Annotated in this window: 12 protein-coding genes; 8 read left to right on the forward strand and 4 right to left on the reverse strand. The window is 69.2% G+C overall.

Annotated features, from left to right (window positions below; all coding sequences use genetic code 11):
* The first annotated feature begins 95 nt into the window (after positions 1-95).
* From PX554_RS16505 to PX554_RS16520, 4 genes are all read left to right on the forward strand, one after another.
* Positions 96-1,079, forward strand: coding sequence for an aldo/keto reductase (locus tag PX554_RS16505; protein WP_093224432.1), 984 nt, complete (start codon positions 96-98; stop codon positions 1,077-1,079).
* Positions 1,080-1,107: 28 nt separating this feature from the next.
* Positions 1,108-1,848, forward strand: a complete 741-nt coding sequence (locus PX554_RS16510) for an SDR family oxidoreductase (RefSeq protein WP_275503576.1) — start codon at positions 1,108-1,110, stop codon at positions 1,846-1,848.
* 66 nt (positions 1,849-1,914) lie between these two features.
* Positions 1,915-2,760, forward strand: a complete 846-nt coding sequence (gene nadC / locus PX554_RS16515; protein WP_275503579.1) for a carboxylating nicotinate-nucleotide diphosphorylase — start codon at positions 1,915-1,917, stop codon at positions 2,758-2,760.
* A 37-nt stretch (positions 2,761-2,797) separates the two neighbouring features.
* Positions 2,798-3,508 carry a ribonuclease T2 family protein gene (locus PX554_RS16520; RefSeq protein WP_275503581.1) on the forward strand — a complete coding sequence of 237 codons (711 nt, stop codon included), beginning with the start codon at positions 2,798-2,800 and terminating at the stop codon, positions 3,506-3,508.
* Between the two features lie 92 nt (positions 3,509-3,600).
* Here PX554_RS16520 and PX554_RS16525 read toward each other — a convergent pair whose 3' ends face one another.
* Genes PX554_RS16525 through PX554_RS16535 form a run of 3 tightly spaced genes read right to left on the reverse strand, consistent with a single transcriptional unit; the run spans position 3,601 to position 6,382 of the window.
* On the reverse strand, positions 3,601-4,032 hold the full coding sequence (locus PX554_RS16525) for a DUF4112 domain-containing protein (protein ID WP_093224438.1): 432 nt from the start codon (positions 4,030-4,032) through the stop codon (positions 3,601-3,603).
* A gap of 6 nt (positions 4,033-4,038) precedes the next feature.
* Complete coding sequence (locus PX554_RS16530) at positions 4,039-5,487, reverse strand: ABC transporter substrate-binding protein (RefSeq protein ID WP_275503584.1); 1,449 nt, start codon at positions 5,485-5,487, stop codon at positions 4,039-4,041.
* Positions 5,488-5,524: 37 nt separating this feature from the next.
* Positions 5,525-6,382 (reverse strand): helix-turn-helix transcriptional regulator, encoded by an 858-nt coding sequence (locus PX554_RS16535; RefSeq protein ID WP_218123127.1) that lies wholly within the window; start codon positions 6,380-6,382, stop codon positions 5,525-5,527.
* A gap of 90 nt (positions 6,383-6,472) precedes the next feature.
* Between PX554_RS16535 and PX554_RS16540 the strand changes: the two genes are divergently transcribed.
* The 4 genes from PX554_RS16540 to PX554_RS16555 all read left to right on the forward strand — a co-directional run bounded on the left by PX554_RS16540 (position 6,473) and on the right by PX554_RS16555 (position 10,908).
* On the forward strand, positions 6,473-7,357 hold the full coding sequence (locus PX554_RS16540; RefSeq protein WP_275503588.1) for an SDR family oxidoreductase: 885 nt from the start codon (positions 6,473-6,475) through the stop codon (positions 7,355-7,357).
* A gap of 163 nt (positions 7,358-7,520) precedes the next feature.
* Positions 7,521-8,651 (forward strand): fumarylacetoacetate hydrolase family protein, encoded by a 1,131-nt coding sequence (locus PX554_RS16545; protein ID WP_093224445.1) that lies wholly within the window; start codon positions 7,521-7,523, stop codon positions 8,649-8,651.
* A complete protein-coding gene (gene xylB, locus PX554_RS16550) occupies positions 8,648-9,418 on the forward strand; it encodes a D-xylose 1-dehydrogenase (RefSeq protein ID WP_218123128.1) in 771 nt (256 codons plus the stop codon). The genes PX554_RS16545 and xylB overlap by 4 nt, the downstream gene beginning before the upstream one ends.
* A gap of 107 nt (positions 9,419-9,525) precedes the next feature.
* Positions 9,526-10,908, forward strand: a complete 1,383-nt coding sequence (locus tag PX554_RS16555) for a sugar porter family MFS transporter (protein WP_093224446.1) — start codon at positions 9,526-9,528, stop codon at positions 10,906-10,908.
* Positions 10,909-11,064: 156 nt separating this feature from the next.
* Here PX554_RS16555 and PX554_RS16560 read toward each other — a convergent pair whose 3' ends face one another.
* A complete protein-coding gene (locus PX554_RS16560) occupies positions 11,065-12,180 on the reverse strand; it encodes a LacI family DNA-binding transcriptional regulator (RefSeq protein WP_256326226.1) in 1,116 nt (371 codons plus the stop codon).
* Positions 12,181-12,291 lie beyond the last annotated feature (111 nt).

Genomic DNA, 12,291 nt, shown 5'->3' on the forward strand with positions numbered 1-12,291 from the left:
GCTCATCCCACATTCACGGCCTAATCCGCCGCCGTCTTCGACCCTATCTCCCACCCACCGATGGCGCGCGTCATCGGCACACAGGAGGATCGCACATGCAAACACGCACGCTCGGCGACAGCGGACTCGAGGTTTCGGCGCTCGGCTTCGGCTGTATGGGGCTCACGTCCAGCTATGGTCACGCGCCCGGCAAGGATGAGGCGATCGCGCTGCTCCGCACCGCGGTCGATCTCGGCGTCACCTTCTTCGACACCGCCGAAATCTATGGCCCGTTCACCAACGAGCAGGTTGTCGGCGAGGCGCTGCGCCCGGTGCGCGACCGGGTGGTGATCGCCACCAAGTTCGGCTTCAACGCCGATCAGGGCGTGTCCGGCGGCCTCAACAGCCAGCCCGACCATATCCGCGCGGTGTGCGACGCCTCGCTGAAGCGGCTTGGCGTCGAGGTGATCGACCTGTTCTACCAGCACCGTGTCGATACCGCCGTCCCGATCGAGGATGTCGCGGGTACGGTCAAAGACCTGATTGCCGAAGGCAAGGTCAAGCATTTCGGCCTTTCCGAACCCGGCGTGGCGACGGTGCGCCGCGCGCATGCGGTCCAGCCAGTCGCCGCGCTCCAGAACGAATATTCGCTGTGGACGCGCGAGCCCGAGACCAACGGCATCCTCGATGTGTGCGCGGAACTCGGCATCGGCTTCGTGCCGTATAGCCCGCTCGGCCGGGGCTTCCTCACCGGCGCGCTCGGGACCGAACTGACCGAAGGCGATTTCCGCAAGCTGCTGCCGCGCTTCACCCCCGAGGCGATGGCGAAGAACCAGGCGCTGATCGACCGGATCAGGACGATCGCCGACGCCAAGCAGGCGACACCGGCGCAGATCGCGCTCGCGTGGCTGCTCGCGCAACGCCCGTGGATCGTGCCGATCCCCGGCACCACCAAGCGCCACCGGCTCGAGGAAAATCTCGGCGCGCTCACCGTCACGCTCGACGACGGCGAGCTTGCCGATATTCGCGCCGCGCTGGCCGAAATCGACGTCGAAGGCGAGCGCTACCCAGCCCAGTTGATGGCGAGGACCGGCAACTGACCGTATCCGCACAGCACAGGAGATCATCATGACCGAGAATATCGCAGGCAAGATCATCGTCATCACCGGCGCGAGCAGCGGCTTGGGCGAAGCGGCCGCGCGCCATCTGGCGGCGGCGGGCGCGAAGCTCGTGCTCGGCGCGCGGCGGCTCGATCGGCTCCAGGCGCTCGCCGCAGACCTCGGGCTGGGCGACGATGCCGCCGTCGAGACCGACGTGACCGATGCGGTGCAGGTGCAGGCGCTGGTCGATCGCGCGGTCGCGCTCCACGGCCGTATCGATGTGCTCATCAACAATGCCGGGCTGATGCCGCATTCGCCGCTCGAACGCCGCAAGATCGCCGATTGGGACCGGATGATCGACGTCAACCTCAAGGGCACGCTGTACGGCATCGCCGCCGCGCTCCCACATATGACCGCGCAGAAGAGCGGCCATATCATCAACGTGTCGTCGGTGGCCGGGCACAAGGTTCGCCCCGGCAGCGCGGTCTATGCCGCGACCAAGGCGGCGGTGCGGATGCTGTCCGAAGGGCTGCGGATGGAAGTGAAGCCGTACAATATCCGCACGACGATCGTTTCGCCGGGCGCGGTCTCCTCCGAACTGGCGCAGAGCATCACCGAGCCGGATATCGCGGCGGGGATGAACGACTTCTACGAGAAGAACGCGATCTCGGCCGACAGCTTCGCGCGCGTCGTCGCGTTCGCGATCAGCCAGCCCGAGGACATGGACGTCAACGAAATTCTGTTCCGCCCGACCGTGCAGGAGCTGTAAGCGCGCTGTTCGTGCGCGGCGCGATCTGGCAAGGGGCGGGCATCGTTCAACCAGCCGGATGCCCGCATGGCCTTTCACCTCGACCGTTTCGATCTGGATGCGTTCGTCGCGGCGACGCTCGCCGAGGATCTCGGCGACGCCGGGGATATCACCGCGGCGGCGGTGATCCCGGCGGAGGCGCGCTTCACCGGCGTGATGGACAGCCGCGACGCGATCGTCGTCGCGGGTCTCGGCATCGCCGAGGCGTTCTTCCGGTCACTCGATCCGGCGGTGGCGATCACCCGGCTGGTCGAGGACGGCGATTCGGTCGCGCCCGGCACCGAGCTGCTGCGGCTCGAAGGCGCGGCCCGCGCGATGCTCACCGCCGAACGCTCCGCGCTCAACACCGTCCAGCATCTGTCGGGCATCGCCACGCTGACCCGCGCCTATGTCGATGCGATCGCCGGCACCGGCGCGACCCTGCTCGATACGCGCAAGACCATCCCTGGTCTTCGCGTGCTCGAGAAATATGCGACCCGCATGGGCGGCGCGACCAATCACCGCATGGGGCTGTGGGATTCTGCGATGATCAAGGACAATCACGTCGCGGTCGCTGGCGACATCGGCGAGGCGGTGCGGCGCGCGAAGGCGGCGGGGATCGCCAGCATCATCGCCGAGGTCGACACGCTCGCGCAGATCGCGCCGGCGCTCGAGGCGGGCGCGACGCACCTGCTGCTCGACAACATGCCGCCCGACATGCTGCGCGAGGCCGTCGCCCTGGTCGGCGGGCGCGTGCCGACCGAGGCCTCGGGCGGGGTCCGGCTCGACACGATCCGTGCGATCGCGGAAAGCGGCGTCACCTATGTCAGCGTAGGCCGCATCACCCAATCCGCGCCCGCCGCCGACATCGGGCTTGATTTCGCCGCGCTTTGAGGGCGATGGCGGTCACGGATACGAGGGGGAACGCCACATGAAACTGTCGTACATCCTGCCGCTGCTCGCGATCGCGCTGCCCGGCGTCGCGCAGGCACAGGCGCTGCAATGCGCGATCCCCGCGTTCGTGCCGAGTCCGCGCCCCGAACTCCCCTCCGCCATGGAGCCGGTGCGCACCCTGCCGATCGGCGGCTACACGCTCGCGCTCACCTGGGCGCCCGAATATTGCCAGGCGCACCGCCGCGACGCGGGCGCGCAGATGGAATGCGGCGGCGGCAATCGCTTCGGCTTCACGCTGCATGGGTTGTGGCCCGACGGGGTAGGGGCGGAGTGGCCGCAATATTGCCAGGCGACACCGATCCTGCCGTCGGCGCTCATCAAGCAGCATCTGTGCGCGACCCCGTCGGCGCAGTTGCTCCAGCACGAATGGGCCAAGCACGGCACCTGCATGCCGACCACGCCGGCGGAGTATTTCAAACGCTCGACCGGGCTGTACGGAAAACTGCGCTACCCCGACATGGACGCGCTCTCGCGCCGGCCGCTCACCGCGGGCGATTTCGCGGCGGCGTTCGCGGCCGTCAATCCGGGGCTGCCCGCGAGCGCGATCCGCGTGACCGCCAACCGCAAGGGCTGGCTCGACGAACTCTGGCTGTGCCTCGACAAGAGCTTCGCGTACGAGCGGTGCAAGCCGAACTCGGGCGGGATTCCGGCGAGCACGCCGCTGAAAATCTGGCGCGGCCGCCGCTAGACACGTCGCCCCGGCGCAGGCCGGGGCCGCTGGGTTTTGGGCGATCGGACCGCCAGATCATGCAACGGCCCCGGCCTGCGCCGGGGCGACGGTCACCGCTGCTCGACGACCGCGCTCGCGGGGTGATGTTTGTCGAGATGCTTGTGGATGATCCGCAAATTGCGCGTGTTCGATCGGAACAGCGCGTCGGGAATCGCGCCGACGAACGGGATGAGCCCGAGCGCGAAATCGACCCCGACATTGCCCAGCATCCGCGCGATCTGCACTTTGGACATGCCGAGGTTGCGCGCCTCCCACACCATCCACGCGCCCATCGCCGCGCCGACCGCGTCTCCGCCGATCGGTATCAGGTCGAGGATCACGTCGAGGCCGATCCGCCGGTTGATGCCGGGGATCACGAACAGCCCTTCGAGCAGCCGCTCCATCGCCTCGATGCGTTTGCGCACCGCCGCGGCGTCACGGCCGACATAGCCGGAGGCGAAGCCGTGGAGCGGTTCGGGCTTGATGCGGGTGGCCTGGGTCATGTCACCTCAATTGGTGTCACTGCGAAGCCGATTCAACGGATGCCATGCGCGCGGGTTCCCGGTCCACGCCTTGAGCCGCGCCGACACCAGCGACCAACGCAGCGGACGCGCGATCGGCACGAACGCGACGTCGGCGGCAAGGGCTGCGTCCGCGTCCGCGATATGCCGCGCGCGCTCGGCGAGCGTCGGCGCGTCGCGCGCGGCGTCGAGCGCGCTGCGCGCGGCCTCGCCGCACGGCTGGCACGCCGTCGCCAGATACCAGCGCGCGCTGTCATACGGCGCGACCGCATCGACCAGCCGCAGATCGGCGGATTCGGCCAGCCCCACGCGCTGCGGCACGATGCCGATCCGCACCAGCGCGGCGGCGACATGGCCGTAGAGGATCGTCGCGCCCGGCCCGGCGGGCAGCGCGACGCGCAGGTACAGCGGCAGCGGGTGCATCTGGCGCCACTGCCGCACCCGTTCCGCCGGCGAGAGGTTGATCGCGCCGGCCTGCTGCCACGTCGGCACGGCGGGCGGGGCGGCGGAATCGAGCTGTTCGGGCAGGATGCTCAGCGTCGCCGCCCAGCCGGGCGCGAACGCGGCGACGATCGCATCGCGGTCGATCACCTGCGCGATCGCGGCGCGGTTGCCGGGATCGGCGAGGAAGCCGGTGCGGTCGGCGATGGCCAGCCCGAACACGCCCGCCGCCGGATCGACCCGCACCGCGGCGGGCGCGATCGACGCGTGCGCGAGCAATGGCCAGTCGGCGAAGCCGCCGCCCGCGACGAGATCCGCGTCGCGGTGCTGGAACCGCAGGATCGCCTTCGCCGCGCGCTCGCCGATCAGCCGTACCGAGGCTTGCGGCGACGGCGTGGCCGCATCGTCGTCGTCGGCGTGGCGCGGATCGGACGCCGGGCGCAGCATCACCCCGTCGCGCCCGATACCGCCGGCGCGGAAAGGCCCGCTCCCGCCGGGCGGCCGCGCCCGCAGGATGGCGAGTTCGGGCTGCGCGAACAGTTTGAGCAGATCGGGGCGCGGGCGGCTCAGCCGCACCTCGATCACCTCGGGCGTCATCTCGACGATCTCGTGGATCGCGGTGAGGAACGGGCGCAACGGGTTGCGCGACGCGGGCGAGAGCTGGCGTTTGAGGATCGCGACCACTTCGGCGGCGGTTACGGGCTTGCCGTCGCTCCACGTCGCCTCGCGGATGCGGAAGATGTAGCTGCGGCCATCGTCGAGCACGGTCCAGCGTTCGGCGAGGCCGGGTTCGATCTGCCCGGCCGCATCGAAGCGCACCAGCCCCTGCGCGGCCGAATCGAGCAGCAGCCGGCCGGGCGTGGCGAGCGCGCCCCGCGCCGGATCGGCGAGCGCGGGGGCGCCGCCGATCGCGCTGACCACCACCGCGCCCGCATCGGGCCGCGAATCGCACCCGCCGGCGGCGAGCAACACAGCGAGGGGCAGCAGGCGGCGCATCGGGGGTGTCTTGCCACCGCGCCGCCGCCGCCGCCACCTACCGCGTGAAAATTCCCGGCGCCTCGCCGCGTTCGGGGTGGAGCATCGCGTCGATGCGCGCCGCATCCTCGGCGGTGGCGGGATTGTAAACGATCAGCCCGAGATCGGGGCGGCCGTCAACGGCGAACGCCGAATATTCGAACGCGATCGGCCCCAGCACCGGGTGCCGCAATTGCTTCAGGCCGCCGCCGTACTGCCGAACGTCATTGTCCGCCCACAGCCGCGCGAACTCCGCGCTGGTCGCGCACAGTTCCTCGATCAGCGCGCTCGCTTGCGCGGCGGCGCCGGCGCGCGTCACGTCGGCGCGGAAGGCGGCGACCACGAAGCGCGCGACGCTCTCCCAATCGTGTTGCGCGGCGCGCACGCGCGGATCGCAGAACAGGAACCGCAGGATATTGCGCCGATCGGGCGGCAGCGCGCCGTAATCGGTCAGCACCAGCGCGGCGGCGCGGTTCCACGCCACCACGTCCCAGGTCAGCGTCTTGACCAGCGCGGGACAATTGCCGAACGCGTCGAGCACGCGTTGCAGGCGCGGCGTGACGCCGTCGCCCGATTGATACCGCACCTCGGGCGGGCGGCCGAGCGCGAGCAGGAAGATATGCTCGCGCTCGACGTCGGTCAGCATCAGCGCGCGCGCGATGCGGTTGAGCACGTCGGCGGACGGCGCGCCGCCGCGCCCCTGTTCGAGCCAGGTGTACCAGGTGGCGCTGATATGCGCGCGCTGCGCGACCTCCTCGCGGCGCAAGCCCGGCGTCCGCCGCCGCCCCGGCGGGAAGCCCAGCACCGCCGGATCGAGCCGCGTGCGGCGGTCCCGCAAATAGGTGCCGAGCCGGTTGTCATCGGTCCGCGTCGCCATGCTGTTACCCATTATACCCCGATATGCTCCCATATTTAACCCGATAGCGGCAGCCCCGATAGAGGCCGCATCGATCAGGAAGGATTGGCGATGCGTGTTTTCGTAACGGGTGCCACGGGGTTCGTCGGCAGCGCGGTGGTGCGGGATCTCCTCGATGCGGGGCATGAGGTGCTCGGCCTCGCGCGATCGGATGCGAGCGCGGCCGCGCTGGAAAGGGCGGGCGCGAAGGTCCACCGTGGCGGGCTCGACGATCTCGACAGCTTGAGGCGCGGCGCGGCGGCGGCGGATGGCGTGATCCACACCGCGTTCAACCACGATTTCTCCCGATATGCCGCCAACGCCGCCGAGGATGCGCGTGCGATCGAGGCGATGGGCGCGGTGCTGGCCGCATCGGCGCGCCCGATGCTCGTCACCTCGGGGCTGGCGATGCTCGCGGCCGGCCGGCTCGCGACCGAACAAGACCGCTCGCCCGAGACTCTCCCGCGCCGTTCGGAAGCCGCGGCGGCGGCGGCCGCGGCGGCTGGCGCGCGGGCATCGACCGTGCGGCTGGCGCCGACGACGCATGGGGCGGGGGATCATGGCTTCGTGCCGTTCCTGATCGAAATCGCGCGGCGCAAAGGCATCGCCGCCTATGTCGGCGACGGGGCGAATCGCTGGGCGGCGACACATCGCGGCGATGCCGCGCGCCTGTACCGCCTCGCGCTGGAGCGCGGCGCGGGCGGCGAGACCTATCACGCGGTCGCCGAGGAGGGGGTGCCCTTCCGCGCGATCGCCGAGGCGATCGGGCAGGGGCTCGGCATGCCGGTGGTGTCCGTCACACCCGAGCAGGCCGCCGATCATTTCGGCTGGCTCGCGATGTTCGCTGGCGCCGATATCGCCGCGTCGAGCGCCCGCACGCGCGACATTCTGGGCTGGCGCCCCGAGCAGCCCGGCCTGTTCGAAGATCTTGTGAACGCGGGCTATTTCGCGCGGTGAGGGGGCTCCGGCGGCGGCGCTCACCCGGCTTTTCCGGCCCGGTGAATTTCGCTTGCGCATAACTTACCTGCGTTCTGGCGCACCCCATTGGTCTGTCCTATTGACAGCGCTGGCCCTGCCGTGCTGGTAGCGCTATCAAATTCAATAGACTACCGGAGTGGATATGAGGGGCGGAACCGCAATTCAGAACAGCCTGCCGAGCGACTGGCAGGCGGGCCGTTTCCTCGGCCGCGTGCAGACCGCGCAAGGCCCGAGTCCGGTGCTGCTCATCGGCGGCGAGCTTTTCGATATGTCGCGGGTCGCGCCGACCGTGTCCGCGCTGGTCGAGGCGGGTGATTTCTCCGGCGCGGGCGGCGTGTCGCTCGGCGCGCTCGATCAGTCCGACGTGACGGTCATCAGCCCGATCGATCTGCAATGCGTCAAGGCGTGCGGCGTCACCTTCGCGGTGTCGGCGGTCGAGCGCGTCATCGAAGAGCGCGCGCGCGGCGACTGGGCCGCCGCCGGTGCGATCCGCGACAGCCTCGAGGCGCGCGTCGGCGGCTCGATCCGCTCGGTCAAGCCCGGCTCGGACGAGGCCGCCGAACTCAAGGCGGCGCTGGTCGAAGCGGGCCTGTGGTCGCAATATCTCGAAGTCGCGATCGGGCCGGACGCCGAAGTGTTCACCAAGGCGCCGGTGCTCTCCACCGTCGGGACGGGCGTGGAGATCGGCATCCGCTCCGATTCGAGCTGGAACAATCCCGAGCCGGAAATCGCGCTGCTCGTCGACAGCAAGGGCAAGGCAGTTGGCGCGTGCCTCGGCAACGACGTCAATCTGCGCGATTTCGAAGGACGCTCGGCGCTGCTGCTCGGCAAGGCCAAGGACAATAACGCCTCGTGCTCCCTCGGGCCGTTCGTGCGGCTGTTCGATGACGGCTTCACGATCGACGACGTGCGCAAGGCCGAGGTGCGCCTCACCATCGAGGGCGAGGACAATTACCGCCTCGAAGGCGCGAGCAACATGGCGGAGATCAGCCGCGATCCGCTCGACCTCGTCAGGCAGACGCTGAGCGAGCATCAATATCCCGACGGCTTCGTGCTGTTCCTCGGCACCTTGTTCGCGCCGGTTCAGGACCGCGACGAGCCGGGCCGCGGCTTCACCCACAAGGTGGGTGACACCGTGCGGATCGAAAGCGATCGGCTGGGCGAGTTGGTCAACCGCGTGGTCTATTCGCGTGACGCCGCGCCGTGGCAGACCGGCATCGGCGCGTTCATCGCCAACCTCGCGTCGCGCGGTTTGCTCGGCGGCGCAGCGTGAGCATCGCACTCCTGCCCGCGGAAGATCGCGCCGTCTATCCGAGCCTCAAGGGCAAGCGCGTGCTGGTGACCGGCGGCGCGACCGGCATCGGCGCCGGACTCGTCGAGGCGTTCGCGCGCGCCGGCGCACGCGTCGCCTTCCTCGACATCAATGCGGAGGCGGGCGTGGCCCATGCCGCGCGGTTCGAGGGTGCGGTCTTCAAGCCGTGCGACCTGCGCGATCTGGCGTTGCTCAAGACCACGATCGAATCGATCATCGCCGAGTTCGGCGGCATCGACGTGCTCATCAACAACGCCGCCAGCGACGATCGCCACACGATCGACGCGATCACGCCCGAATATTGGGACGAGCGGATGGCGACCAACCTGCGCCACCTGCTGTTCGCCGCGCAGGCGGTCGTCCCCGGCATGCGCGCCAATGGCGGCGGCGTGATCCTCAATTTCGGGTCGATCAGTTGGCATCTCGGCCTGCCCGAACTGATGCTGTACGAAACCGCCAAGGCCGGCATCGAAGGCATGACCCGCGCGATGGCGCGCGATTTCGGCCGCGACAACATCCGCGTCTCGACGATCGTGCCCGGCAACGTCCAGACACCGCGCCAGGAGAAATGGTACACGCCCGAGGGCGAGGCCGAGATCGTCGCCGCGCAGTGCCTCGACGGGCGCATCCAGCCCGCCGATGTCGCGGCGCTCGCGCTGTTCCTCGCATCGGACGACGCGCGTATGTGTACCGGCCATGATTATTTCATCGACGCCGGCTGGCGCTGATCGGATAAGCACGACACGATATTGGGTGGGACGAACGCCGATAGCGGCGCAACAAGGAGCAGGGTGTGACAGGTTCGGTGGGATTAAACCCTGAGCAAAAGCTCAATATGGGCTTTATCGCCACGATCGTGGCGGTCGCCACGATCGGCGGCTTCATGTTCGGCTATGATTCGGGCGTCATCAACGGCACGCAGAAGGGGCTGGAGGCCGCGTTCGATCTCGGCAAGCTCGGCCTCGGCATCAACGTCGGCGCGATCCTGATCGGGTCGTCGATCGGCGCGTTCACCGCCGGGCGTCTGGCCGACCGGATCGGGCGGCGCAGCGTGATGATGCTCGCCGCCGTGCTGTTCCTCGTCAGCGCGTTGCTCGCCGGCGCCGCCGGCAGTTCGCTCGTGTTCATCCTCGCGCGCATCATGGGCGGCCTCGGCGTCGGCGCGGCGAGCGTCATCTCGCCCGTGTACATCTCGGAAGTCACGCCGGCGGCGATCCGCGGCCGGCTGTCGAGCGTGCAGCAGGTGATGATCATCACCGGCCTCACCGGCGCGTTCGTCGCCAATTTCGCGCTGGCGCGCTTCGCCGGCGGCTCGACCGCCGATTTCTGGTTCGGCTTCTCGGCGTGGCGCTGGATGTTCTGGCTGCAGGCGATCCCCGCCGCGATCTATCTCGTCGCGCTGTTCTTCATCCCCGAAAGCCCGCGCTTCCTTGTCGCCAAAGGGCGCGATGAGGATGCGCGCGGCGTGCTCACCCGGCTGCTCGGCAGCACCGAGGCGGATCGCAAGGTTTCGGAGATCCGCGCCAGCCTCGCCGCCGATCACCACAAGCCCAAACTCTCCGATCTGATCGACAAGACCACCGGCAAGATCCGCCCGATCCTGTGGGCGGGCATCGGCCTCGCGGTGTTCCAGCAGCTCGTCGGCATCAACGTCGTCTTCTATTACGGCGCGACTTTGTGGGAAGCGGTCGGCTTCTCCGAGAACGACGCGCTGATGACCAACATCCTCTCGGGCGTGCTCTCGATCGGCGCGTGCCTCGCCGCGATGGCGCTGGTCGACAAGATCGGCCGCAAGCCGCTGCTGCTGATCGGATCGGCCGGGATGACCGTGACGCTCGCCACGGTCGCCTGGGCGTTCTCGACCGCGGTGACCGGCGCCGACGGCGCGGTCACGCTGCCCGGCCACAACGGCGTGATCGCGCTGGTCGCGGCCAACCTCTACACGATCGCGTTCAACATGAGCTGGGGCCCGATCATGTGGGTGATGCTCGGCGAGATGTTCCCGAACCAGATTCGCGGTTCAGGCCTCGCGGTGGCGGGCTTCGCGCAGTGGATCGCGAACGCGGCGATCTCGGTCAGCTTCCCGACGCTCGCCAAGTCGCCGGGCCTCGCGCTGACCTACACCGGCTATGCCGTGTTCGCGGCGATCTCGTTCTTCTTCGTCCAGAAGATGGTTCGGGAAACGCGCGGCCGCGAGCTGGAAGCGATGGAGGGATAGGCCGCACGCCGGCGCCGGGGGATGCGAAAGCGTCTCGCCGGTGCCGGGCCGCGCTCAAGACCTGGTTTCAAGAGCCGCCGTTCCGGGATCGCCCCGGAGCGGCGGTTTTCTTTTGGCGTGCGGGCAACGCCGCGAGGGCGGCGGCTCGGACGGCGCTTACAGCGGCTCGTGCGCGCGGGAGGGCAGCGCCCCGCCGGAGCCGCGCCGGGCGGCCGGGCGGCGGCGCGGCGCGGCATCCGACTGGCGCCGGATCAATTCATACTCCGCGACCAGATGCGCGCCCGAAGCGTTCCCCTCGTTCGCCTTGCGCGCGCGGATCTCGCGCACCAGCATGTCGATCGCCATGCGCGACATATCGATGACCGGCTGGCGGATCGTGGTCAGCTCGGGCCAGATCGTCGTGGCGAGCGCGGTATCGTCGAACCCGCAGACCGTGAGGTCGCCCGGCACGTCGAGCCCGCGCCGATGCGCGATCGCCACCGCCGCCGCCGCCATGTCGTCGTTCGACGCGAAGATCGCCGAGGGCGGATCGGCGAGTTCGAGCAGTTGATCGGCGGCGTCGAGACCCGAGCGATAGGTGAACAGCCCCTCGGCGATCAGTTCGGGCGCTTCGGCCAGCTTCAGGTCGGCGAGCGCGGCGCGATAGCCTTCGAGCCGCTCGGCGCTCGCGGTCAAATTCGGGTTGCCGGTGATGAAGCCGATCCGGCGGTGGCCGAGCGCCCCGAGATGGCGCGTCATGTCATAGGCGGCCTGACGATCGTCGATGCTGACCGACATCGCCCATTCGGGCGCATGCCCCGTCGCCACCGCCACCACCGGAAGGTCGGTCGCGGCGAGCGCCTTGAGGACCGATGGCGAGTCGCTGAGCGGCGGCGGCAGCACGATGCCGTCGACATGGCCGCGCAGCAGATGGTCGATCGCAGCCTGCTCGCTTCGGTCGTCGTCGCACTTCTCGACGACGATCTGCACGTTGCTGCGGCTCGCCTGATCGAGACTGCCGACCAGGAACGCACTCAGATACGCGAAGCTCGGGTTCGAATGGAGCAGGCCGATGCGGATCTCGTCGCCGCCCGCCAGCGTGCGCGCCGCCGCGCTGGGGCGATAGTTGAGCGCGGCGATCGCTTCCTCGACCCGGCGGCGGGTCTCGTCGCGGACGTTCGCCTCATGGTTGATAACCCGGCTCACCGTCATCGGTGATACGCCGGCCTGCGCCGCGACATCGTTGATCGTCGGCACGTTGCGCTGGCGACGGGGGCCGCGGGGTTCCTTCAATGCAATACCTTTCGCAGACCAGATTACGCACCCGCGAACAATGTGCAAGCTCGGGAATGTCGCAGGTCTTTACCCGAAACTATCGCGACGCGGCAGAGCTTACCATTTCCG

This window comes from Sphingomonas pollutisoli (assembly GCF_029167165.1).
Classification (GTDB): domain Bacteria; phylum Pseudomonadota; class Alphaproteobacteria; order Sphingomonadales; family Sphingomonadaceae; genus Sphingomonas; species Sphingomonas pollutisoli.